The organism is Vibrio sp. L85 (assembly GCF_963871815.1).
GTDB classification, from domain to species: Bacteria; Pseudomonadota; Gammaproteobacteria; order Enterobacterales; family Vibrionaceae; genus Vibrio; species Vibrio harveyi.
In genome coordinates this window covers 1-22,799 of record NZ_CAWMYL010000027.1, presented here as the reverse complement: position 1 = coordinate 22,799, position 22,799 = coordinate 1, and the positions used below count along the sequence as shown (strand labels likewise).

Here is a 22,799-nt window from a genome sequence, read left to right as displayed (position 1 = left end):
ATTGGGTTTTTACATTGTGCTGGCAGATGAGCAGGGCAACGTCATCAAAGAGAATGACGGCTACCTAAGAAAGCTTGAGCTAAAGAGTACAACCGTTCACGGCAAAGCCTCAGAACTAGGGCAGCGTGTCACCGTTAATGAAACGGGCATTTTGCTGATTGGTAAAGATACCATCAAAGATAAGCAAAAGGTCTTTCCTCACCTGTTGATCCAAGCTGACCCTGTGTACGCCGCTGATAGTGGCAGAACCAATAAAGGCATTGTGAGTGATTTATACCTTCACAGTGGCGATGTCGCGATTATTGGCTTGGATGTGTCATCAATAGACCTGACATTAGTACCGCGCGAGTCGAGCTCAGAGTCGGGTTCACCAGTGCCCAACTAACAGGGAGGTGTTATGGCTCGTAAGCTTATTATCACCATCATTGCTGTCATCTTAATTTTCTCTCTGTATCAGGGGCAAAAGATTATGAAATCACAACTCAATCGCGGTATCCGCATTAACAACCCGCTCAACATTCGCATTAGTGGCAACGCTTGGACGGGGAAAGTCACACCATCGAAAGATAAGGCATTTGAAACCTTCTCGGATTCAAAATACGGCTTTCGTGCGGCGGCGAAACTCATCCGCAACTATCAGAACCTGCATGGGCTAAATACGCTGTCAGGCATCATTCACCGATGGGCGCCAACCAGCGATGACAACGACACGGATAACTACATTCAGTTCGTGTCCGGTAAGTTGGGTGTAAATCGAAATGCACCTTTGAACCTGTATGACGATGCCTTTATGGCTCGCCTTGTTCATACCATGTCCATTATGGAAGTGGGGCGTTATTACTCACTGAGTGATGCCGCGGAAGGGGTAGCACTCGCATGACCAAACAAGAAGTAATGCAAAAGCTAGCGGTTGGGATTCTGACCGCTTTAATTAGCGCTTATATCTGGAAGCGCATCAACGGTTAGGAGCCAACATCATGAAAATAGATTTGAAACAACCATCAACGAAGAAAGGGATTGCTTTACTCGGCGCGGGTATCGCATTGGCAACGGGGCACCCTGAACTATTAACCGCAAGCGTGACACCAGAAGGTGTGCAAATGGGTGGTCTGATTGGTGTGGCTGCGCCGATGCTGCTTGGCTTGTGGGAAACAATCCGAGATGAGTTTAATGGCTGAGTAATGATTGATTATTCGATATAACAATTACTGCATGAATTAGGGCTGAAACTGGTAGAGGTTTTGATTTTAGGTATGCTTTGGCAAAACCTCAGAAATACACGAGGGCTACTTGATAAATTGGATGAAAAAGTCCAATTAATGGAATCTCGGAAAATGGAAGGTTAGCTTTTCTCTTCATCCTTTTTGTTTTTCATCGCTAATAGCCTTTTGCGTTTTTGTTTTAGTTCATTGAAACGCTGCTCAACCCTTGCTTGATGCTCGTGTAAAGCAACTCGGTAGTTGAGCAGTTTTATGACTGCTAGTATCTCAAAACCAATTAATCCCCCAACGACACTCATGACAAGCCTTAGGTTGAATAGACCCAATTCCGCGAAATACAGAGAAAATCCAGTTCCAATTCCGGATAACACAAGAATAATCGCTACAGCTTTCATATAAGATTGGATGTCTTTAACGCGCTGTGAAAATCTTCTATGCTCTTCTTTAGTCATCTCATTCGATTTAAGTAGCTCACCACTATTTTGAATTAAGACAATTATTGGAACTATGGGTAGGAAGAAAAATGCCACGGAAACCGAAGGTGTAGCCACTTTTGCAGGAAGTAGACCAAAGAAATAGTAAAACAAAGACGAGCCAATAGCTCCACTCAAAAGTAGCTGTAAAAAAACTGGCAAATAAGCGAAGCGTTTAGATGTCATTGTCTATTCTTCCAAAACTGCCATTTCAACAAGGTCTGAAGTAACTTCATCCGTTTGTACCTTGCTTTTTAGCCAGTTCTTCATTTTATGGTAAAGGTCGCTTTCTTCAATGCCTCCACGTTCATTGAAGAGTACGGTGATAGGATGTGTTAGTTTTAGATCATCACCGTTAATTTCGCCACCGCCTAATAGTTTGATTTTTACATCTTCTTTTTCGATGTGACGCATAGAAGTCGCTAAAGTATCTAGTACGCGTTGACCATTTCGAGACGTTTTTCTATTAAATTTGAATTCTAGGTTAACCTGAAGGTTTGCATCATCAAGAGTATCCTCAAAGTCGAGCTGCTGAAGGTACCCTCTAGCTTTAAGGTAATCAAGAATTTCTGCTCCCATAGTTGCAGCTCTAAGCTGAACGCTTTTTGTCTCTGTGATTGATCCTGGTTGTGGGGATTCACTATTCGCAGGTTGAGTAGGAACCTCATCCACATAACAAATATCTGAACCTACAAACACACTTTTAGCCGAATCTTCTTCCAATTGCTTCAATGCTTGTCTAGTAGGTTTGTCAGACAGCATTACTGGGTTTTCAACTTGTTGTGTTAATGACTTTAAGTACCATTCTAGATGGTACTCAAGCTCTCTAGGCTTTAGCGCTCCAGAACTCAGCGTGACAACATGATTGTTAATTACCCCAAAGTACATCATTGACTCTACGAACTCGGTTTGTTTTAGTTCGTCGGGTTCGTTGTCGCCCTCTTGCTTAATATCTTTGGGGAATACTGGAGTTATTTTGTACATCGTTGATGTGTTATCCAGATGAATGGTCATTTGGCTACTATCTTTTTCGTAGACAACCAATTGGCATAGAAGCATGTCATCTGTCAGATTGAAAAAACGATTGATGAACCTGAGTGAAGTACGCTCGCCACCCGATAAATCCTCTTCTCTGTTGGATACTAGGTGATAACCTGAGTCAGTATCAGACAAAGAATTTTCTAGCATCTCTTGCAACGTCAAGGGTGCATTCATGGACTTAAATAGTTTGTAACTAAGAACTCTTCTTTTTTTGATTTGATCCATTATTCGTTCACTTTCAATATTTATGGTCAACTGGTTGCTATTCTACAACGATAGTTCGTGTAAGAGATATAAGAAGTAAACTAACATATTTCAAAAGGGTATTGTGGTCACAAATGGTAATTTCTCTTCGGTTAGAGAAAATGTGTAATTTCTGTAAACGATAGATGGATACTTTGATATCTCGAACTGCCAAGTAAGTTTCTATGTTGTGGACATTTTGTGGACATAAATAAAAACGTCCCAACTAAAATTATAGCTAAGACGTTGATTTATATGGCGCCCCCAGTAGGATTCGAACCTACGACCTGTCCCTTAGGAGGGGACTGCGCTATCCAGCTGTGCCATGGGGGCGTAATCAAATAAGATGCGTTGCCTATGATATTCAAAAGTAGGCATATGGCAATGCTTTATACGTGCATCTACAACATCTTGTTCATTACGTCGCCAATTTGCACGCTAGACGCAAGGTTTGGCTGGTCAATCGTGAGCTCCGCTTCGTGTTCGTAAACACGAGAAACCGTTAGGGTAATTTCACTCTGAGACACCTTGTTACGCGGTAAGCCATTTTGATCGATGAACGACGCCGTGTGCCAAAGTTGTAGCTGGTCGCCTTCTTTTACGCCGTGCATACGACCAAGATCCATGGTTACGGTATTGCCAAATACTGCAACGACTTCAGGAAGTGTGATCTTACAAGACAGCTCTGATTCTAGGTCTAGCATGATATTGCGGCTCACACGCAGCATCATCTCACCGTAAGTCGATGCCCAGAAACGTGCGCTACGAGTATCTACTTGACTGGTTTTTGCAAAAGGCCAGTGTGCCACTTCACGATAGTTTTTGTGGTAGACCTCGTGACCTGTTTTGCCATCAAAGACTTTCATCTCTAGTGCAAACTGACGGTTGATCACATCATCTTGGAGTAGTTTGGCATCAATGGTTGCCGTTAAGTCTGTAATCACACCACCGATGATGTACTGAGCGCCATTATCTTGAGCAATCATCTGGGTGCGTTCTGGTGACTTCGCTGAGATCGAATAGTCTGTGGTGCCGACAGAAACAAAGCTGCGCGATGTTTGATCTAACTGGCGGTTGACGACGTGACTAAAATCATTGCCCACGTTGTAGATCTGTCCCATCACCGCTTGCTGCGGAGAGGCAACATCAATATTGCCGACTAATACCGTCTTCTTGTATTGATTCACGTGGCAACCCGTTGCCGACGGATAGATGTCCACTCGGATCCTCATTTCCATCTTGCCGCCACGTTTACGTTCAGATTCTACCAAGATGTAACGTACTTCATGGTTCGTGAATTGGTACTCTTTACGGCTTTCTTCTAGCAGTGGCATCAAGTTACTGATGCTACCGATATCCGCACCCGAAAAGTTGACGGCTTTAAAGAGTGCGTCCTCTAACGCATGTAGCCTTGCCGCTTCATCTGAAGAAACGATCGTGGCAACGCCTGTCACTTCATACCAAGATGCCACCGCACGAAATGGTAGGATCAATATGAAAGTGATTGATATAAGGCTAAAAAATATTTTTTTCATTGTTTGTAACCGTTCGGGTATAAATATTGCTTTACCAATTTCAGTGAAGTTTGGTGAGCTTTCTTTCGTTCGACAAACAGAAGAAAAGCAAAGACTGTTCCAAGATTGCACTTTATAGAAATGAAGTCAGTAAAGAGCAGTAACACCTAAGATTATCTGGAGAATCAAACCATGAAAAGATGGCTTGTTGCCGCATCGATGATGACGCTTTTAACATCGTGCGCATACTCACCAATTTATAATGGTAAAGAACCGTACTCTGGCAGTCAGTTCATGTTAATGGACAGTCCACGCCATACGATGGATTTCTTTATTGAAAGCATGACTGAAGAGTTGATGGTTTCAAACGTTGCAGTGTCGTCACGTACGCCCGTTGCGATTACTTCTTTTGTCGACCTGCAAAACATGGATTCAACCAATTGGTTGGGGAACTCAGTATCGGAAGGGTTTATCCACCAGTTCCAACGTCGCGGTTTTAAAGTTGTCGACTTTAAAACGACAGGTTCAATCCAAGTAACCCAACAGGGTGATTTCGCTCTGAGCCGAGATTGGCAAGATCTGGCACAAGAGCAAGAGATCCAGTACGTATTGACGGGCACAATGCTACGTCAAGAAGGCGGTGTCCTCGTCAACGCACGCATTGTCGGTATGCAGAGCCGCATTGTTGTTGCTACGGCGCAAGGCTTCTTACCTGCGGACCGTATCGGTCGTGATCTGGATACGCTTAATAGCATCCGTACTCAAGATGGTGTGTTGATTCGTTCTGACCCAACCATCCGTCAGCCATACACAGTGATTCTCCGCCCGTAGGAAATAGACATGAAGAAGTTATTATTTATTATCGCGACCTTAGTGCTGGTGGGTTGTCAGCCTCTGCAGCAGATGCGTCAAGACGAAATTTTAGTGGCGGTGGGTTATGCAAGCGTTAGTGAACAAACCGGTCGCACAATGGAAGAGAAGCGCGTTCGTGCAATGCGTGCATCTAAGATCGATGCGTACCGCGAACTTGCCGAGCAAGTATATGGCATGCGTGTAAGTGGTCGTGCGCAGTTGGAAGACCAACGTTTAGGCATTGAAAGCACAAGCGGTGCTGTAGACGGTGTGATTCGTGGTGCAGAAGTGGTACGCAGTTACTTAGTTGAAGACAGCTATGTGACAGAGTTGCGTTTGGATATCCGTAAGATGGATAAATTGCGCGACTACGGTGAAGTGCAGCAGGTGCCTGAGAAGCGTCAGCAGACCTTGTTCTAATTCAATCTTCACTAAACAGATGATCTTTTTGAGCGGCTGATTGGCAACAATTGGTCGCTTTTTTATGCGTGATACTTTTTGGGAATGAGTGAAGCTAATAAGCTTGCTGTATTAGACGGCAGTTTAAATAGACTGAGGGACAGAAGAAAAGAGCTAGGCTTTGATGTTGGTGCCTAGTGTGGAGATGGTGTGAGTTTTACCGCCGGAGTTGTAAGTCATGCCGACCTTTCCGTGCGTGCGTTGAAGCATGTTGTTGAGTTTATTGAAACTCGATTGGGCACGATTGAGCGATTCACCATTCATTTGGTTTACTTGCTGACAATCGAGAACGATAGATTGGATTTGAGCGACAACCTGACTCAGGTTTTCATCTTCGGTAAGTTGATTGACGTGCGGGTGAGAGGCGATTCGCTGGTCGGTGGTTCTTAGTTGACCAATGAGTGTCATCTTTTCCTTGGCGAGTTTTTCGATCTCAGTAGACACACGAGCGCTGATCGCCTGTGTTTCTTGACGTAACACACCAGAAAGTGCTTTTGCATTTTCTAGTTGGAAGTTTACAAGATCGACTAATGCTGCCATGAATACTTACCTTGGGCCTAAGTCAGTTAGCTTTTGCCTTGCAATTCATTTTCAAACTTAATCATATTGTCAGCCAGTTTTTCTGGGTCAACTTTGTATGAACCGTTTGCAATTGCTTCTTTAATTGCCGCCACTTTCGCGCTGTCATAAGCCGGAGAAGCTGCCATATCCTTTTGGAGTTTGCTGACTGCTTTGCCTTGTTGGCTTAATGATACCGCGTCTTGTTGTGCTGGCGCTTTCTTTGATTCTGTTGTGCTGGTCGCACTAGAATCAGTACGTGCAGGAGCGCGACTTGTCGTCGTCATCATCTGACCTGAACGTATATTATCTATACCTGCCATATCTCAACCTTAAACTCGTATCGTAATACTGGTATCCAGACTATCGACCAAGCGCAAAATAACTTTAGAGATTTTTTGCATTTTTATTGATCGATTTGCCGTACACCAGCCTACCTTAGAAGGTGATGGTGATTTCCGCAATACCTGTCACAATTCCTTCTATTATACGTTGGGACTTATCATTTTTCACTCTTACTTGATCACCAGATGATCCATCTTGCAATGCCGTACCCTGTGTGGTGATGGTCATGCCGCCTTTTACGGCTCGAATCGTCACTTTTTCATTTCGGCAAACTACGCACACATCGTTACGTTCGACCACGTCACCCAAGCGAACATTGCGTTTTAACTTTGCGCCAACTACTTGCTCAAAGTTAGTAAAGCCATCTTTGCGAAAACGCTGAAGCTCGATCATTGATGTGGTGACATCTGAAGTGCTAATGATCTCGCCGCGACCCAATTGGCGGGTAGAAACGATCATTGGCACTGACGCTGAGATCCTAACTGGGACATAAACTTTCCAGTTGTCAGCCAGACACTCGACTAAGACGTTGATGTTGCTACGTGTGCTACTGGTTGATGATGCAGACGTTTCCAGTGGCTCTGGGCAATCCGTGGCTTTGATACGTGGATCAATATTTGCCGCATTGACTGTTAATTTCCCTCCCGCTGGCTGCTCTACCGTGCTAAGAATGTGCTGTTCAGCGGCGGTTCTGATTTGCTCAATTTGACTTTCCGTTGCTGAATGAACAAAAAAGCTAAACATACTGAGCAAAATGCCGATAAACTTAGCGTACTTTGTAAATAACGCTCTACATATTGTCATAGTAAATGGTGTCGAATTCATATTATGATACGCCATACTGTTTCTCTGGTATTATGCCTGCCAGTGGTAGAGTATCATTTAAAAACAAAAAGTTTGAGATGGAGATGAGCATATGACGGGGATTCTTGACTCGGTGAATCAGCGTACGCAACTCGTCGGCCAAAACCGATTGGAGCTACTTACTTTCCGATTGATGGGTCGACAGCGCTACGGCATTAACGTATTCAAAGTAAAAGAAGTACTTCAGTGCCCTAAGCTGACTTCGATGCCAAATCTACACCCGCTGGTTAAAGGTGTCGCTCATATCCGTGGCCATACCGTGTCAGTGATCGATTTAAGCTTGGCTATTGGTGGTCGTCCGACGACTGATATCGACAAGTGTTTTGTTGTGATCGCTGAGTTCAACCGAACAATCCAGGCGTTTTTGGTATCTTCTGTTGAGCGTATCATTAACATGCACTGGGAAGCGATTTTGCCGCCGCCAGATGGCGCAGGTAAAGCACACTACCTAACGGCAGTCACTAACATCGACAACGAGCTAGTTGAAATTCTGGACGTTGAGAAGATCTTGGCTGAGATTGCACCAGTAGATGAAACCATGGATTCAACCATCGGTGAAGAAATTGCAGTCGCAGAACAAGAAAAGCCAATCGTACGTCGTATTTTGATTGCGGATGACTCTACGGTTGCGCGTAAACAGGTTGAACGAGCAATTACTTCTATCGGATTTGAAGTTGTCTCTGTGAAAGATGGTAAAGAAGCGTACAATAAGCTGATCGAAATGGCACAAGAGGGTAGTATCTACGATCAGATCTCCTTGGTGATTTCGGATATCGAGATGCCAGAGATGGACGGCTATACCTTAACAGCTGAAATTCGCAGAAATGCAGATTTGAAGAACCTTTATGTTATCCTTCACTCCTCATTGAGTGGCGTCTTCAACCAAGCCATGGTTGAGCGTGTAGGTGCGAACACCTTCATTGCGAAATTTAACCCAGACGAATTGGGTAACGCGGTTAAATCTGCTTTAACACAATAAAAGAGACATTAATGACTGCTATTACAATCAGTGATCAAGAGTATCGTGACTTTAGCCGTTTTCTAGAATCACAATGTGGCATCGTATTAGGTGACAGCAAACAGTACCTAGTGCGCAGTCGACTGAGCCCGCTTGTGACTAAGTTCAAGCTTGCTTCTTTGTCGGATCTGCTGCGTGATGTCGTGACAGGTCGCAATCGTGAGCTGCGTATTGCTGCTGTTGATGCAATGACGACTAACGAAACATTGTGGTTCCGAGATACTTATCCGTTCACGGTATTAGCTGATAAACTATTGCCGGAGATGGCGGCAAACAAACGACCAATCAAAATTTGGTCTGCAGCCAGCTCGTCAGGTCAAGAACCTTACTCAATGGCGATGACTGTTCTGGAAACACAACAGCGTAAACCAGGACTGCTTCCGAACGTATCGATTACGGCTACGGACATCTCATCGAGCATGTTGGATATGTGTCGTGCGGGTTTGTACGACAACCTAGCATTGGGACGTGGTCTTTCTCCTGAGCGTCGCCGCACCTTCTTTGAAGATGCGGGAGACGGTCGCATGAAAGTGAAAGACAACGTAAAACGCCTAGTGAACTTCCGTCCTCAGAACTTGATGGACAGTTATGCACTTATGGGCAAATTCGACATCATCTTCTGTCGCAATGTACTGATTTACTTCTCGCCAGAGATGAAGTCTAAAGTACTAAACCAAATGGCAAACAGCCTTAACCCCGGTGGTTACTTATTGCTTGGTGCGTCAGAATCGCTAACAGGTTTGACTGACCGATTTGAAATGGTGCGCTGCAACCCTGGCATTATTTACAAGTTAAAATAGCGGACTCTTTAACCCATTCCAAAGCCTGACCTTGTGTCAGGCTTTTCTTTTTTATTCGATTTTCTTTTTCCTTGTCTTTTTTCATGTCTCTTATTCTTACATCGCTTTTTCGCGCCCTTGTCCTAAAAGCTCACGCCATTTTTGCCTGCTCCCGACCATAGGGTGTATATTTTTTAAAGAGTCGAGCTCATTACTCGATTCGTATGACACTCCATCAATAACATTGGCTTGCTTATTGCAAACCACTACGTCGATAACTGAAGCGGCAAAATGGCATGTTCTATTTTTGGCACGCTAATTGCTTTTTAGTTATTAATTACGGTCAGTTCTTAATGTAGAGGCAAACATGGCTATATCTTTTGACAACGCACTAGGCATCCACCAGTACACGGTGGGCGTACGTGAGCGCAACGCGGAGGTGATTTCCACCAACATCGCGCAAGCAAACACGCCTGGTTATAAAGCAAGAGGTTTAGACTTTGCCAAGGAATTGCAGGCGGCAACATCTGGGGCAAGCATTGGTCTTAGCCGCACAGATGGTCGGCACATTCCTGCCACTACAACGTTGGTCGGGGACAAGTTATATCGTCTACCTACGCAACCAGATACGGGCGATGGCAACACGGTTGATTTGGATTTAGAGCGTAACTTGTTTATGCAAAACCAAATTAGACACCAAGCATCACTCGACTTTCTAGGCAGCAAATTCAAGAACTTAACCAAAGCAATCAAAGGGGAATAATTTAGATGAGCTTATTTAACGTTTTCAATGTGACAGGTTCCGCAATGAGCGCTGAGTCCGTTCGTCTGAATACTACCTCAAGCAACTTGGCGAATGCCGACAGTGTCAGCAGCTCTGCGAAAGACACTTATAAGGCTCGTCATGCTGTGTTTGGTGCTGAGTTAAGTAACGCCATGCGTGGCGGTGATACGGTGCCAGTGAAAGTGATGGGTATTGTAGAAAGCGATAAACCGCTTACTGCGGAGTACAACCCTGACCATCCCCTTGCAAACGAGGAAGGCTACATCTACAAGCCTAACGTGAATGTAATGGAAGAAATGGCAAACATGATTTCAGCTTCTCGCGCATACCAAACTAATGTGCAAGTGGCTGATTCTAGTAAACAAATGCTGCTGCGTACGCTGCAGATGGGTCAATAAGGATAAGGGGGTAGCGTATGGCCGGAATTAACAACGTTGGTCAAAGCGGCTTGTCCTATATCGACCAGCTTAAAAGCCTACAAGAGAACAAGAAGACTGAAGAGAGTACAGGTAAGCAGGACCTGAAACAGGAAGACTTCCTATCTTTGCTCACTAAGCAATTGTCTCAACAGGATCCTTTTAAGCCGGTAAGTAATGACCAGATGATTGCGCAAATGGCGTCATTTGCGACCGTAGATGGCATTGGCAAGATGAACTCTCAGTTCGAGAGCTTAAACTCGTCAATGACATCAAACCAAGCGTTACAAGCCTCCTCTTTGGTTGGTCGTGACGTATTGGTCCCAGGTGCGGCGGGTGTGAAGCAAGACAATGCGGCAATGGCGGCAATGGTTAAGCTAGCACAACCGATCGACAACTTATTTGTCCGAGTAGAAAACGAAGCGGGCCAACTGGTGCGTACTTTTGAGGTAGGTGCGAAACCAGCCGGTGATACTCGTGTACTTTGGGACGGTAATGATGAAAACGGTAATCCGATGCCTGCTGGCAAATACAATGTGAAAGCGTCTGGCTTGGTAGAAGGGGAGTCTCAAGAGTTCCCAGTATCTACGTACGCGAACGTGAACAGTGTGTTGCTAGGCAAGGGTGACGGTAACGTATTACTCAATCTGGCAGGCTTTGAATCGCCAGTTCGACTTGCAGAAGTTTTGGAAGTTGGCAAAGCGTAATCAATAGCACGTCAGGTTAGGAGATTTTGGAATGTCATATGTATCTTTAAGCGGTTTGTCCTCCGCTCAACTGGATTTGAACACCACCAGTAACAACATTGCGAACGCCAACACGTACGGCTTTAAAGAGTCTCGTGCGGAATTCAGCGATGTGTACTCAAACTCTTTGTTCACTAACGCAAAAACCACTCCGGGTGGCGGTGCACAAGCGAACCAAGTGGCGCAACAGTTCCACGAAGGTTCAAGCATTTACACCAATAACCCAATGGATTTGCGTGTATCGGGTACGGGCTTCTTCGCGGTAGCGAAAGATCGTCTTATCCCACAACAAAATGAAATGACACGTAACGGTGCATTCCATTTGAACAAAGACAACTACATGGTAACAGCGAACGATGAGTTCCTACTTGGTTACCAAGTAAACCCAGAGTCTGGTGAGGTTTCATCTTACGAGCCACAACCAATCAATATTCCTGCAGAATTTGGTAAGCCAAAGCAAACAGCGAACATTGAAGTGGGTGTGAACTTACCTGCTAACGGTGATTTGAAAGATCCAACTCAGTTTGATTTTTCTGACCCGGATACATATAACCGCTCTACGTCTTCGACGATTTATGACTCTATGGGTCAGTCTTACAAGTTAACTACGTACTACTTGAAAGACCAAACTCAACCGAACACGTGGCAAACCTACTACACCGTGACAGATAAAGGTGGTGAGAAGCCATTGAACATCGCAAACGGTGATGCGGCAACGCCAACGGGTCATGTTGGTCACACAATGAAGTTCAACAACGACGGTACATTGGCGAGCCTAAACAATGGTCAGCCAATCACATCGGTAGCGTTGGGCGATCCTGCGACAAACACGACACCACTTGATCTGAACGGTGCGGACATTGCGCAAACACTTAACTTTGGTTTAGGTTCAGCAACACAGTTTGCCGCTCCATTTGAGCTAACTAAGTTCGATGAAGATGGTGCGACAACAGGTTTCCTAACCAAAGTCGACTTTGATGAGAACGGTAGCGTGTTGGGTACTTACTCAAACGGTGAAAACGTAACATTGGGTCGTGTAGCGCTGGTTCGTGTTCCTAACGAGCAAGGTTTGGATAAAAAAGGCGGTACTCAATGGGATTCAACACAGTTCTCTGGTGACAAGATCTGGGGGGAATCTAACAAGGGCTCTTTCGGTACTATTAACAACGGTATGCTAGAGCAATCAAACATTGATATGACTCAGGAGCTGGTGGATCTGATCTCTGCTCAGCGTAACTTCCAAGCGAACTCTCGTGCGCTAGAAGTACATAACCAGCTACAACAAAATATCCTGCAGATTCGCTAGAGCGCTAGTTGATAGCTCACTAGGTAATCTGTTTAATCAAACGCTGCGTGCGCTTGCCGCTTCGTTTGATAACATCATGACATTCATCTGATGCTCAACCTGAAATTACCTCAATTCAGGTTGGGCATGCTTTGATCTCCAGCTTGCCGCTATTGCCGCTAAGCGGATCAAAACATTGCCTCTCTTTTGGTTGATTCTCATTGAATTGCCATCTTAAAGACTATATTTCATATTCAAGCTTTTGATTAATAACATTATTTTAATGTTGGCATAACTATTGCTTTTACTCCTTCGTACAGAGAATTTTTGGAGTAATTTATGGATCGCGCACTGTTTCTCGCAATGAGCGGCGCCAAGCAAAATATGCAGGCCCTGCAATTGCGTGCCAACAACTTGGCAAACGTGAGTACAACGGGTTTCCGTGCTGACTTGGCACAAGCTCGTTCTATGCAAGCTTATGGTGAAGGTTTACCTTCACGTGTATTCAGCATGACGGAACGTCCAGGGCACAACTTTGCGCAAGGTAGTGTGATCACTACAGGTCGCGATCTTGATATTACAGTGGAAGGCAGCGGTTGGATTGCGGTTATGGACCAAACTGGTAAAGAAGGTTTGACGCGTAACGGTAACCTAAAAGTTGATCAAAATGGCTTGCTGACAAACGCTAGTGGTCATGTGGTACTAGGCGAAAACGACGCGCCAATTACGTTACCCATTCCAGTCTCCAAAATCGAAATCGGTCGTGATGGCACCATCTCTGTACTGCCTCAAGGTGCGCCGGCCGAAGAATTAGAAGTGGTTGATCGTATTAAGCTTGTACGCACAGACGATCAAAGCTTATTTAAAGATACCAATGGCTTATTCCGCCATAAAACTCCAAACCAGCCTTACGAAGCAGACGGCACTATCAGCATCCAAACTGGTGCAATTGAAGGTAGTAACGTAAATGCCGTGGGTGAAATGACTGCTCTGATTGACCTTCAGCGTCAGTTTGAAATGCAAGTCAAGATGATGAGCACCGCTGAAGAGATGGATAAATCTTCAGATTCATTGCTTCGTATGAGTTAACAGAGTTAGAGGTTCACAATGCATCCAGCACTATGGGTAAGTAAAACGGGTCTAGACGCCCAGCAGACCAACATCGCAACGATTTCGAACAACTTGGCGAACGCCTCTACCGTGGGCTACAAAAAAAGCCGCGCGGTATTCGAAGATCTTTTCTACCAAAACATTAACCAGCCTGGCGGTCAATCGTCTCAAAACACTGAACTGCCAAGTGGTTTGATGCTGGGTGCCGGCTCTAAAGTGGTTGCGACACAAAAAGTGCACACGCACGGTAACGCGCAAACTACAACTAACGCTCTCGATATGATGGTAGAGGGTGATGGCTTTTTCCAAGTGACACTGCCAGACGGCAACATTGGTTACACTCGTAACGGTCAGTTCACGCTAAACGGCGAAGGTACGCTAGTGACCTCTGGCTCCGGTTACCCAGTTGAGCCAGAGATCGTGATTCCTGAAGATGCTATCTCGATTACTGTCGGTACTGACGGTGAAGTCTCTGTACGTATCCGTGGTGAGCAAAACAACGTTGTGGTTGGTCAGTTAACCATTACCGATTTCGTAAACCCTGGTGGTCTAGAGCCAATCGGTCAAAACCTTTACCTACCAACAGGCGCAAGCGGTGACCCACAAGAAGGTGTCCCAGGTCTTGATGGTTTGGGCGAAATTCGTCAATCCATGCTTGAAGCATCAAACGTGAACGTAACTGAAGAGTTGGTCAACATGATCGAAGCGCAGCGTGTGTATGAAATGAACTCAAAAGTGATCTCATCTGTAGACAAGATGATGAGCTTCGTTAACCAGCAGCTTTAATCGCTAGAATCGGGATTTAGGAGCCAATGATGAAACGTATTTGTCTACTTGCACTTATCGCTACGATGTCTGGCTGTACGATGCTAGAGCCTATCGAAACAGATGAAGTCAGCCAAGCAACAACAGTGGTTGATGCGGTTGAAGGCGATAAGTCGAAAGACGAGAGCAGCGGCATCATTGATACTCTGCGTGGCAGAAGCGATCCAGTAGCAGGCGATCCGGCATGGGCCCCGATTCATCCTAAGCAAAAGCCAGAGCATTACGCGGCGGCAACGGGCTCTTTGTTTAGCGCAGAACACATTACTGACCTGTACGATGACTCTAAACCTCGTGGCATTGGTGACATCATTACCGTGACGCTCGATGAGACGACTCGTGCGACTAAGAGTGCAAATGCGGATCTATCGAAAACCAACGACGCGAAGATGGAACCGCTGTCGGTGGGTGGTCAAGAGCTGCAAGTGGGCGGTAAGTACAACTTCTCTTACGATTTGAACAACACCAACACGTTTGCTGGTGATTCCTCGGCGAAACAGAGTAACAGCATCAGCGGTTACATTACGGTGGAAGTGATTGAGGTGCTGGCAAACGGCAACCTAGTGATCCGTGGCGAAAAGTGGATGACGCTAAACACGGGTGACGAGTACATTCGCCTGAGCGGCACAATTCGTCCTGATGACATCAACTTCGACAATACTATTGCGTCAAATCGCGTATCTAACGCAAGAATTCAATACTCTGGCACGGGTCTACCACAAGATATGCAAGAGCCTGGTTTCTTGGCACGATTCTTTAATGTAGCCCTATAAAACGCCGCATTGACGGCAATTTGACTGCAAGAGATTAAGTAAGCATGAAAAGAATCCTATTAGCACTGATGAGCGTTGCACTGTTCGCAACCACAGCCCAAGCTGCACGTATCAAAGACGTCGCGCAGGTGGCAGGTGTGCGTAGTAACCAACTCGTGGGTTATGGCTTGGTTTCAGGCTTACCAGGAACGGGTGAATCCAATCCGTTTACAGAACAAAGCTTCGCGGCAATGCTGCAAAACTTCGGCATTCAGATGCCGCCGGGCACAAAGCCAAAGATCAAAAACGTTGCCGCAGTAATGGTAACGGCTGAGCTACCTGCGTTTTCGAAACCGGGTCAGCAAGTTGACGTGACGGTTTCTTCAATCGGTAGCGCGAAAAGTTTACGTGGCGGTACCTTGTTACAAACTTTCCTAAAAGGTCTAGATGGACAAGTTTATGCCGTTGCTCAAGGTAATCTTGTTGTCAGTGGTTTCAGTGCAGAAGGTGCCGACGGCTCAAAAATCGTTGGTAACAACCCGACGGTCGGTCTTATCTCTAGCGGTGCGACAGTAGAGCGTGAAATCCCAAACCCATTTGGGCGTGGCGACTACATCACATTTAACCTACTGGATTCTGATTTCACAACTGCGCAGCGTATGGCTGATGCGGTAAACAACTTCCTTGGTCCTCAGATGGCAAGTGCTGTCGATGCCACGTCTGTGCGTGTTCGTGCTCCACGAGACATCAGCCAACGCGTTGCATTCCTATCGGCAATTGAGAACCTAGAGTTTGACCCGGCAGATGGCGCAGCAAAGATCATTGTTAACTCTCGCACTGGCACTATCGTGGTCGGTAAGCATGTCCGTCTTAAACCAGCGGCCGTAACGCATGGTGGTATGACAGTCGCAATCAAAGAAAACCTTAACGTTAGTCAGCCGAACAGCTTCTCTGGTGGTCAAACGGTTGTCGTGCCGGATTCTGATATCGAAGTGAGTGAAGAAAAAGGCAAGATGTTCAAGTTTGAACCGGGTTTGACACTGGATGATCTCGTTCGTGCGGTTAATGAAGTTGGTGCAGCACCTTCTGATTTAATGGCGATTCTGCAAGCATTAAAACAAGCTGGTGCCATTGAAGGCCAGTTGATCATCATCTAATCGATTAGGAGGCAAACCATGGTGAACAATCCTAACGATATCGGCTTTATTCACGACATCAGCTCCCTTGATACGCTGCGTCAGAAAGCCGTAAAAGAAGGCAAAGACGGCGAGCATGAAGCACTGCGTGCGGCCGCTCGTCAGTTTGAATCTATCTTTACGTCGATGATGCTGAAATCAATGCGTGAGGCGAATGAAGGCTTCGAATCGAACTTCATGAATAGTCAGAACGAAAAGTTCTACCGCCAAATGCTTGATGAACAAATGGCAAGTGAACTGAGTGCTTCAGGTTCAATGGGGCTAGCTGACATGATTGTTAAGCAGTTGACGGTAGGCCAGGGCGATGACAAGAGTGAAACAGCAATGCGCGATGCGGCAAACAATGCTGTGGAATATCGTCGTGTAGACCCTAAAAAAGCGCGCGAGATTGAGCAGCGCTTGATTGAATCGGGTCAGCTGTCTCGTCCTGGTTCAGAGCCGTCACGTTTTGATACACCAGAATCCTTCGTTAACTCAATGAAGCCTTACGCTGATCGCGCAGCAAAAGCACTGGGTGTCGAGCCGTCATTACTGCTTGCTCAAGCCGCGCTAGAAACAGGCTGGGGGCAAAAGGTGGTGAAGAATGCGCGTGGTAGCAGCAACAACTTATTCAACATCAAAGCGGACAGAAGCTGGCAGGGTGATAAGGTAACGACTCAAACCTTGGAATTCCATGACAATACGCCAGTGAAAGAGACTGCAGCATTCCGCTCTTACTCTAACTACCAAGACAGCTTTAATGATTATGTGCGTTTCTTGAATGAAAATCCGCGCTACGAAACCGCTCTTCAACAGAAAGGTGATTCGGAATCATTTATTCGTGGTATCCATAGTGCAGGTTACGCAACCGATCCAAATTACGCAGACAAAGTACTGCAGGTGAAGCAGAAAATCGAGAGCATGTAATTCATAACGATTTTGAATGCTTAAGACACTTCTTGATAAGGCTTGCTATGGTGCAAGCCTTTATTTTTTCCTAGGTTTCTCTTTCTTTTCTAAACTGGCACATCTTTTGCTAAATGCTAACTAGGTGATCGGTCAATACCGATTTTATTTCGTTTTTGGGGGCATGTATGGCGTCAGATCTGTTGAATGTGGGTACACAAAGTGTGCTTACTGCTCAGCGACAGTTGAATACGACTGGTCATAACATTTCTAATGCTAATACAGAGGGTTACAGCCGTCAGTCTGTTATCCAAGGCACCAATGACCCACGCCAATTTGGCGGCTCTACCTACGGCATGGGTGTGCATGTGGAAAATGTTCGCCGCTCATGGGATGAATTTGCCGTTAAAGAGCTTAATTTGTCCACCACCAACTACGCCAATAAGCTAGATAACGAAAAGAACCTCGATTTGCTGTCTGGCATGTTGTCTTCTGTGGCATCGAAAAAGATCCCAGAGAACATGAACGAATGGTTTGATGCTGTGAAAACCATGGCGGACACTCCCAATGACATGGGGGCGCGTAAAGTCGTGTTGGAAAAAGCCAAACTGCTTAGCGATACCTTAAACGAATTCCACGAAACCGTACGTCAGCAATCCGATGTGACGAATAAGTCACTGGATATGGGCATTGAACGCGTGAACCAACTTGCCGTTGAGATCCGCGATGTTCATCGATTGATGATGCGAACCCCAGGTCCTCATAACGATTTGATGGACCAACATGAAAAGCTGATTAAAGAGCTCTCTGAATACACCAAAGTTACCGTGACCCCGCGAAAAAACGCTGAAGGTTTCAATGTGCATATTGGTAACGGACATACGCTTGTTTCAGGCACGGAAGCTAGCCAGCTGAAGATGATTGATGGCTTTCCTGACGTCCATGAACGTCGTCTTGCTATGGTTGAAGGTGGCGGCATTAAAGCGATCAAATCGGACGATATTGACGGCAAAATTGGGGCTCTATTGAAAATGCGCGACGAGCACATCCCTCAAGTGATGGATGAACTTGGTCGCCTATCGGTTGCTTTTTCAAGTGAAGTGAACCACTTGCAATCACAAGGTTTGGACCACTACGGCAATGTCGGTGACCCTTTGTTTACCGATGTGAACTCAGAGCCGTTAGCGAAATCTCGTGTAGTAGCCGGACCTCAATCTACTGCTGATATGGCGGTATACATCAACGACATTAGTGCGCTGAAAGGCGGTGAGTATTCGCTTCGTTACGATGGCGACAGCTACAGTGTGACGAAGCCGAATGGTGAAACCGTTAAGCTGAACACCGATTCAGGGAATGCGTTCTATCTTGATGGTATGCGAGTGGAAGTGCGCAATGAACCTAAAGTCGGTGAGCACATTTTACTTCGCCCAACGCGCAGCAGTGCGGCACAAATAAAAGTTGAAACCAACGACCCAAAAGCCATTGCAGCGCAGAGCTATGAAGCGTCAACCACATTCGCTCAAGGCAACGCGAAGTTTGAAATCGTTGACGCAGGTGACCTACGAGAGTTTGAGGTAGTGGTTTCTCCTACCGGCGATCAATTTGCTGTTACGGACACCAAAGGCAATGTGCTTATGGCTCCGCAGCCATACCCACCAACTGGACCTGTGTCGGTAAGCCTACCAAGTAACCATCCGGGTTATAAAAACGGTGGCGCGACGGTATTTGAGCTCACGAGTGGTGCACTACCTAACGATAAGTTTACGGCCAACCTTGTGCCTTCTGAAGGTGATAACGGCAACTTACGTAAGATGCTGAATATTCAAACCGACAAGAAGATGAACGGCAATGAGTCGACTCTGGTTAGTCTTTACTACAACTTGAACACAGATGTGGGCTTGAAGACATCCACTGCAAGTCGCTTAGCCGATGTCGCTCAATTAGAAAGTGAAGCAGCGCAAGAGCGAGTGGCGTCGATCTCGGGGGTAAACCTCGATGAAGAAGCGGCAAACATGATGAAGTTCCAACAGGCGTATATGGCCTCTTCTCGTGTGATGCAGGCGGCAAATGACACCTTCAACACCATCTTGCAATTGCGATAACAGGAGGCCGTAGATGTTAACTCGAATTTCCAGCTTCCATAACTACCAGTCGGTGCAAAACGATTTGCGCCGTCAGGAAAACAAAGTTCACCACAATCAGGAGCAACTTGCTTCTGGTAAGCAGTTGACCAAGCCGAGCGATAACCCGTTGGCGACGCACTACATACAGAGTATTGGTCAACAAGAAGAACAGCTAAAGCAGTACCTTGATGCAATCGTTCTGGTTCGTAACCGACTAGAAAACCAAGAGGTCGTGATTGCCAATGCTGAGGAGTTCACCGATGAATCGAAGCGTATTTCGATGGAAATGATCAACGGTGCTTACTCTCCAGAAGACCGTGCCGCGAAAAAGCGCGAGCTTGAAGAGATTGCCAATAACTTCTTGGCGCTAGTGAACACTCAAGACGAATCAGGTAACTACGTTTTTGCCGGTACTAAGCCGAAAACTCAGCCGTTTTTTAGAGATAACGATGGCAGCGTTGTGTACACCGGCGATGATTACCAACGCAAGATGAAGATTGCGAGCAATATTGAGCTAGGTATCAATTACCCGGGTAACCACTTGTTTTCAGAGATCCCGAATCCGTTTGGTGATTTCGAACCACAATACGATTTACAAGAAGGCTCTGAGTTGTTGCTTGGTCAAGCAACGAGTGCGTCAGAAGATAACTCAAACTACAAAGTGACCTTTGTGGATATGAGTAACGGCAAGTTTGGTTATCAGTTAGAAAAAGATGGCAGCATCGTGCAGGTTGATGATTATTCACCTGTTGATGGCATCAAATACGAAGGCGTGAATATTCAGCTTAAAGGTCAAGTATCGGCTGGCGACAGCATTACGTTAGAGCCACGCCAAACCTTTAGTATTTTTGATGCGTTTAGAGAAACCATGCAATGGTCGGAGAGCTCAGTATCAGACGCTTCGGCGACCGCGAAGCTGCATCAAATGACAGAAGAATTCCAAGCGGCATTTGTTCACATGAACAAAGTAAGAACCGATTTGGGTGCTAAGTTGAGCACGCTCGATATTCAAGAGCAAAACCACGAAGATTTTAATTTGTCTCTGGCGAAAGCGAAGAGCAATTTTGAGGATTTGGATTATTCCAAGGCGGTCATCGAGTTCAGCGAGAACTCACGTGCACTGCAAGCCTCGCAACAGGCTTTTGGTAAAACCAAAGACCTAACGCTATTTAACTATATTTAGCGACACTTAATTCGATCTAGCGCTGCTGAAACCTAGCGAGATGCGCATAGCATCTGAATGGAAGAGTAACGCCTTTAATCCGTAATTTTAATGCCTTATGTGCAAAGCCTTAAGCGCGAGAAATCAACGGAAAATGCCGAGTAATGCGAGCCAAGCGGCACGATTTTACCGAAAGCGGCAATGAGGTTCGCGGCAAATCAAGCGGCAATAGATCAACAACTGGCTGATAACGTAACTCAGCAGAAGGAAAAGGCGAATACGCCCTTTCATTGCTGAACTAACTTGTTGTTTATTTGCTCGTTTTTAAAAGAGTGAGTTATTAAACTCAAGTTGGCACACAAATTGTATTGATGTTGTCAGAACAGACTTACGAGATTCTAAACCCTGCCATATAGGCAGATTTAGCAAGTAATTTTTACGGTCAGTGCTTATCCAAATGAGAGTAAAGCTGGCCGCTTCGCAAAAGCTTGCGAACTCAAAAGGAGAGCAAAATGGCTGTAACAGTTAGTACTAACGTCTCCGCGATGACCGCGCAGCGTTATTTAAACAAGGCGACCAACGAACTTAATACTTCGATGGAACGTCTTTCATCTGGTCACAAGATTAACAGTGCAAAAGACGACGCAGCAGGTCTACAGATCTCTAACCGTCTAACGGCTCAGTCTCGTGGCCTAGATGTGGCAATGCGTAACGCAAACGACGGTATCTCGATTGCCCAAACGGCAGAAGGTGCGATGAACGAAGCGACGTCAGTAATGCAACGTATGCGTGACTTGGCGATCCAATCTTCAAACGGTACTAACTCTCCGGCTGAGCGTCAGGCGATCAACGAAGAATCATCAGCGTTGACGGATGAACTAAACCGTATCGCAGAAACGACATCATTTGGTGGTCGTCGTCTATTGAACGGTTCGTTTGGTGAAGCAGCATTCCAAATTGGTTCAAGCTCTGGTGAAGCAATGATCATGGCCCTAACAAGCATCCGTGCGGATGACCAACGTATGGGCGGTGTGACTTTCTTCTCTGAGAATGGCAAAGACAAAGACTGGGGTGTTGATCCTGCTAAAGCAGATCTAAAAATCACACTACCAGGTATGGGTGAAGATGAAGATGGCAACCCAGATGATCTAGAAATCAGCATCAATGCGAAAGCAGGCGATGATATTGAAGAGTTGGCAACGTACATCAACGGTCAATCTGATATGATTAACGCATCGGTGAGTGAAGACGGCAAGCTGCAAGTATTTGTAGCGCACCCGAACGTTCAAGGTGAGATTTCAATCTCTGGTGGTCTAGCTTCTGATTTGGGTTTAAGTGACGAGCCAGTACGTACATCAGTACAAGACATCGATATGACAACCGTGCAAGGTTCTCAAAACGCGATTTCAGTATTGGATTCAGCACTTAAGTATGTTGATTCACAACGTGCAGACCTAGGTGCGAAGCAAAACCGTCTAAGCCACAGCATCAACAACTTGGCAAACATCCAAGAAAACGTCGATGCGTCTAACAGCCGAATTAAAGATACGGACTTTGCGAAAGAAACAACGCAAATGACCAAAGCGCAAATTTTGCAACAAGCAGGTACTTCGATTCTTGCTCAAGCGAAACAATTGCCAAACTCTGCGATGTCACTATTGCAGTAGTTTACCTAGCCTGTACTCAATACATTCAGACGTGGATGGGAATGCAGGCTTTTGGCAAGCAACTTTATAATAGAATGTGCGGCTCTCTCATCTCTCACCTGCCAATCATTTTCAATGTAAGGTTGCACCCGGTGTGTCGGATATGTGTTCATTTCTCTTGATCTCCACATAGGCTCTGGCTACCAACCTAGCCCCGGTTCTCTCAAAGGAAAAGGGGCTTTTTCTTTTCTATCTTCCAGCAAATCTCCTACTGATACCGCTCTAACTGACTGCTTTTATTCGCTTTTGATTGTTTTATGTACAAAACATTCCGCTCGGCGTGAATCTAAGAAACTTGAGCGCTTTTTTCTACTTTTCTCCAATTTTTCTAGCCAAATCTCGCTAATTCACTTTTTTTTATTTTTTTCTAAAGCTTCTGAAATCCGAGTCGTTAATAGAAGTAACTTTGAGAGAACTACTTGGTTTTCCGAGACGTCGGAAACCGC

General features: G+C 45.6%; 24 protein-coding genes, 1 tRNA gene and 1 pseudogene. 19 read left to right on the top strand and 7 right to left on the bottom strand.

What is annotated here, in order from left to right; genetic code table 11:
* From AACR11_RS06590 to AACR11_RS06580, 3 genes and pseudogenes are all read left to right on the top strand, one after another.
* Positions 1-385, top strand: a pseudogene (locus AACR11_RS06590) (hypothetical protein); the annotation flags it as partial.
* A gap of 12 nt (positions 386-397) precedes the next feature.
* Positions 398-880: a structural protein gene (locus AACR11_RS06585; RefSeq protein ID WP_079325618.1), complete on the top strand. Its 483-nt coding sequence runs from the start codon at positions 398-400 to the stop codon at positions 878-880.
* 97 nt (positions 881-977) lie between these two features.
* Positions 978-1,178, top strand: coding sequence for a hypothetical protein (locus AACR11_RS06580; protein WP_005449722.1), 201 nt, complete (start codon positions 978-980; stop codon positions 1,176-1,178).
* Positions 1,179-1,342: 164 nt separating this feature from the next.
* Here AACR11_RS06580 and AACR11_RS06575 read toward each other — a convergent pair whose 3' ends face one another.
* The 4 genes from AACR11_RS06575 to AACR11_RS06560 all read right to left on the bottom strand — a co-directional run bounded on the left by AACR11_RS06575 (position 1,343) and on the right by AACR11_RS06560 (position 4,512).
* Entirely contained in the window at positions 1,343-1,879 is a 537-nt protein-coding gene (locus AACR11_RS06575; protein ID WP_079325616.1) for a hypothetical protein, read from the bottom strand.
* Positions 1,880-1,882: 3 nt separating this feature from the next.
* Positions 1,883-2,959 carry a hypothetical protein gene (locus AACR11_RS06570; RefSeq protein ID WP_079325614.1) on the bottom strand — a complete coding sequence of 359 codons (1,077 nt, stop codon included), beginning with the start codon at positions 2,957-2,959 and terminating at the stop codon, positions 1,883-1,885.
* A 274-nt stretch (positions 2,960-3,233) separates the two neighbouring features.
* Positions 3,234-3,310: transfer RNA gene (locus tag AACR11_RS06565), tRNA-Arg, on the bottom strand.
* Between the two features lie 68 nt (positions 3,311-3,378).
* The gene (locus tag AACR11_RS06560) at positions 3,379-4,512 is read right to left on the bottom strand and encodes a flagellar assembly protein FlgT (protein WP_017188417.1); all 1,134 of its coding nucleotides are present in this window, start codon (positions 4,510-4,512) and stop codon (positions 3,379-3,381) included.
* A 171-nt stretch (positions 4,513-4,683) separates the two neighbouring features.
* On the opposite strand from AACR11_RS06560, the gene AACR11_RS06555 reads away from it, so the two are divergent.
* Together AACR11_RS06555 and flgP are read left to right on the top strand one after the other, a co-directional pair.
* Entirely contained in the window at positions 4,684-5,322 is a 639-nt protein-coding gene (locus AACR11_RS06555; protein WP_005449216.1) for a FlgO family outer membrane protein, read from the top strand.
* 9 nt (positions 5,323-5,331) lie between these two features.
* Complete coding sequence (gene flgP, locus AACR11_RS06550; RefSeq protein ID WP_005449214.1) at positions 5,332-5,763, top strand: flagellar assembly lipoprotein FlgP; 432 nt, start codon at positions 5,332-5,334, stop codon at positions 5,761-5,763.
* A gap of 153 nt (positions 5,764-5,916) precedes the next feature.
* Here flgP and AACR11_RS06545 read toward each other — a convergent pair whose 3' ends face one another.
* From AACR11_RS06545 to flgA, 3 genes are all read right to left on the bottom strand, one after another.
* Entirely contained in the window at positions 5,917-6,342 is a 426-nt protein-coding gene (locus AACR11_RS06545; RefSeq protein ID WP_005449212.1) for a flagella synthesis protein FlgN, read from the bottom strand.
* A gap of 26 nt (positions 6,343-6,368) precedes the next feature.
* Complete coding sequence (gene flgM / locus AACR11_RS06540; RefSeq protein WP_005425628.1) at positions 6,369-6,683, bottom strand: flagellar biosynthesis anti-sigma factor FlgM; 315 nt, start codon at positions 6,681-6,683, stop codon at positions 6,369-6,371.
* A 115-nt stretch (positions 6,684-6,798) separates the two neighbouring features.
* Complete coding sequence (gene flgA / locus AACR11_RS06535) at positions 6,799-7,545, bottom strand: flagellar basal body P-ring formation chaperone FlgA (protein WP_029789160.1); 747 nt, start codon at positions 7,543-7,545, stop codon at positions 6,799-6,801.
* A gap of 76 nt (positions 7,546-7,621) precedes the next feature.
* Between flgA and AACR11_RS06530 the strand changes: the two genes are divergently transcribed.
* The 14 genes from AACR11_RS06530 to AACR11_RS06465 all read left to right on the top strand — a co-directional run bounded on the left by AACR11_RS06530 (position 7,622) and on the right by AACR11_RS06465 (position 22,314).
* The gene (locus AACR11_RS06530; protein WP_005449208.1) at positions 7,622-8,548 is read left to right on the top strand and encodes a chemotaxis protein CheV; all 927 of its coding nucleotides are present in this window, start codon (positions 7,622-7,624) and stop codon (positions 8,546-8,548) included.
* An 11-nt stretch (positions 8,549-8,559) separates the two neighbouring features.
* A complete protein-coding gene (locus AACR11_RS06525) occupies positions 8,560-9,387 on the top strand; it encodes a protein-glutamate O-methyltransferase (RefSeq protein ID WP_009696835.1) in 828 nt (275 codons plus the stop codon).
* Positions 9,388-9,733: 346 nt separating this feature from the next.
* A complete protein-coding gene (gene flgB, locus AACR11_RS06520; protein ID WP_005449205.1) occupies positions 9,734-10,129 on the top strand; it encodes a flagellar basal body rod protein FlgB in 396 nt (131 codons plus the stop codon).
* 5 nt (positions 10,130-10,134) lie between these two features.
* On the top strand, positions 10,135-10,548 hold the full coding sequence (gene flgC, locus AACR11_RS06515) for a flagellar basal body rod protein FlgC (RefSeq protein ID WP_029789159.1): 414 nt from the start codon (positions 10,135-10,137) through the stop codon (positions 10,546-10,548).
* A gap of 17 nt (positions 10,549-10,565) precedes the next feature.
* On the top strand, positions 10,566-11,273 hold the full coding sequence (flgD, locus tag AACR11_RS06510; RefSeq protein WP_005449203.1) for a flagellar hook assembly protein FlgD: 708 nt from the start codon (positions 10,566-10,568) through the stop codon (positions 11,271-11,273).
* Positions 11,274-11,304: 31 nt separating this feature from the next.
* A complete protein-coding gene (gene flgE / locus AACR11_RS06505) occupies positions 11,305-12,618 on the top strand; it encodes a flagellar hook protein FlgE (RefSeq protein ID WP_005449201.1) in 1,314 nt (437 codons plus the stop codon).
* A 318-nt stretch (positions 12,619-12,936) separates the two neighbouring features.
* Entirely contained in the window at positions 12,937-13,686 is a 750-nt protein-coding gene (locus tag AACR11_RS06500; RefSeq protein WP_005449199.1) for a flagellar basal body rod protein FlgF, read from the top strand.
* Positions 13,687-13,704: 18 nt separating this feature from the next.
* Positions 13,705-14,493: a flagellar basal-body rod protein FlgG gene (flgG, locus tag AACR11_RS06495; RefSeq protein WP_005449197.1), complete on the top strand. Its 789-nt coding sequence runs from the start codon at positions 13,705-13,707 to the stop codon at positions 14,491-14,493.
* 29 nt (positions 14,494-14,522) lie between these two features.
* Complete coding sequence (gene flgH / locus AACR11_RS06490) at positions 14,523-15,302, top strand: flagellar basal body L-ring protein FlgH (RefSeq protein ID WP_005449195.1); 780 nt, start codon at positions 14,523-14,525, stop codon at positions 15,300-15,302.
* 44 nt (positions 15,303-15,346) lie between these two features.
* The gene (locus AACR11_RS06485; RefSeq protein WP_005449193.1) at positions 15,347-16,438 is read left to right on the top strand and encodes a flagellar basal body P-ring protein FlgI; all 1,092 of its coding nucleotides are present in this window, start codon (positions 15,347-15,349) and stop codon (positions 16,436-16,438) included.
* Positions 16,439-16,456: 18 nt separating this feature from the next.
* Positions 16,457-17,383 (top strand): flagellar assembly peptidoglycan hydrolase FlgJ, encoded by a 927-nt coding sequence (gene flgJ / locus AACR11_RS06480; RefSeq protein WP_005449191.1) that lies wholly within the window; start codon positions 16,457-16,459, stop codon positions 17,381-17,383.
* Between the two features lie 167 nt (positions 17,384-17,550).
* Positions 17,551-19,464 (top strand): flagellar hook-associated protein FlgK, encoded by a 1,914-nt coding sequence (flgK, locus tag AACR11_RS06475; RefSeq protein ID WP_005449189.1) that lies wholly within the window; start codon positions 17,551-17,553, stop codon positions 19,462-19,464.
* 13 nt (positions 19,465-19,477) lie between these two features.
* Entirely contained in the window at positions 19,478-20,668 is a 1,191-nt protein-coding gene (gene flgL, locus AACR11_RS06470) for a flagellar hook-associated protein FlgL (protein WP_005449187.1), read from the top strand.
* A gap of 491 nt (positions 20,669-21,159) precedes the next feature.
* The gene (locus tag AACR11_RS06465) at positions 21,160-22,314 is read left to right on the top strand and encodes a flagellin (protein WP_005449185.1); all 1,155 of its coding nucleotides are present in this window, start codon (positions 21,160-21,162) and stop codon (positions 22,312-22,314) included.
* The last annotated feature ends 485 nt before the right edge of the window (positions 22,315-22,799 follow it).

Bases quoted from the DNA above. Each gene is read 5' to 3' on its own strand.
- AACR11_RS06585 (WP_079325618.1), top strand. From the start codon at position 398: ATGGCTCGTAAGCTTATTATCACCATCATTGCTGTCATCTTAATTTTC.
- AACR11_RS06580 (WP_005449722.1), top strand. From the start codon at position 978: ATGAAAATAGATTTGAAACAACCATCAACGAAGAAAGGGATTGCTTTA.
- AACR11_RS06575 (WP_079325616.1), bottom strand. From the start codon at position 1,879: ATGACATCTAAACGCTTCGCTTATTTGCCAGTTTTTTTACAGCTACTT.
- AACR11_RS06570 (WP_079325614.1), bottom strand. From the start codon at position 2,959: ATGGATCAAATCAAAAAAAGAAGAGTTCTTAGTTACAAACTATTTAAG.
- AACR11_RS06560 (WP_017188417.1), bottom strand. From the start codon at position 4,512: ATGAAAAAAATATTTTTTAGCCTTATATCAATCACTTTCATATTGATC.
- AACR11_RS06555 (WP_005449216.1), top strand. From the start codon at position 4,684: ATGAAAAGATGGCTTGTTGCCGCATCGATGATGACGCTTTTAACATCG.
- flgP (WP_005449214.1), top strand. From the start codon at position 5,332: ATGAAGAAGTTATTATTTATTATCGCGACCTTAGTGCTGGTGGGTTGT.
- AACR11_RS06545 (WP_005449212.1), bottom strand. From the start codon at position 6,342: ATGGCAGCATTAGTCGATCTTGTAAACTTCCAACTAGAAAATGCAAAA.
- flgM (WP_005425628.1), bottom strand. From the start codon at position 6,683: ATGGCAGGTATAGATAATATACGTTCAGGTCAGATGATGACGACGACA.
- flgA (WP_029789160.1), bottom strand. From the start codon at position 7,545: ATGGCGTATCATAATATGAATTCGACACCATTTACTATGACAATATGT.
- AACR11_RS06530 (WP_005449208.1), top strand. From the start codon at position 7,622: ATGACGGGGATTCTTGACTCGGTGAATCAGCGTACGCAACTCGTCGGC.
- AACR11_RS06525 (WP_009696835.1), top strand. From the start codon at position 8,560: ATGACTGCTATTACAATCAGTGATCAAGAGTATCGTGACTTTAGCCGT.
- flgB (WP_005449205.1), top strand. From the start codon at position 9,734: ATGGCTATATCTTTTGACAACGCACTAGGCATCCACCAGTACACGGTG.
- flgC (WP_029789159.1), top strand. From the start codon at position 10,135: ATGAGCTTATTTAACGTTTTCAATGTGACAGGTTCCGCAATGAGCGCT.
- flgD (WP_005449203.1), top strand. From the start codon at position 10,566: ATGGCCGGAATTAACAACGTTGGTCAAAGCGGCTTGTCCTATATCGAC.
- flgE (WP_005449201.1), top strand. From the start codon at position 11,305: ATGTCATATGTATCTTTAAGCGGTTTGTCCTCCGCTCAACTGGATTTG.
- AACR11_RS06500 (WP_005449199.1), top strand. From the start codon at position 12,937: ATGGATCGCGCACTGTTTCTCGCAATGAGCGGCGCCAAGCAAAATATG.
- flgG (WP_005449197.1), top strand. From the start codon at position 13,705: ATGCATCCAGCACTATGGGTAAGTAAAACGGGTCTAGACGCCCAGCAG.
- flgH (WP_005449195.1), top strand. From the start codon at position 14,523: ATGAAACGTATTTGTCTACTTGCACTTATCGCTACGATGTCTGGCTGT.
- AACR11_RS06485 (WP_005449193.1), top strand. From the start codon at position 15,347: ATGAAAAGAATCCTATTAGCACTGATGAGCGTTGCACTGTTCGCAACC.
- flgJ (WP_005449191.1), top strand. From the start codon at position 16,457: ATGGTGAACAATCCTAACGATATCGGCTTTATTCACGACATCAGCTCC.
- flgK (WP_005449189.1), top strand. From the start codon at position 17,551: ATGGCGTCAGATCTGTTGAATGTGGGTACACAAAGTGTGCTTACTGCT.
- flgL (WP_005449187.1), top strand. From the start codon at position 19,478: ATGTTAACTCGAATTTCCAGCTTCCATAACTACCAGTCGGTGCAAAAC.
- AACR11_RS06465 (WP_005449185.1), top strand. From the start codon at position 21,160: ATGGCTGTAACAGTTAGTACTAACGTCTCCGCGATGACCGCGCAGCGT.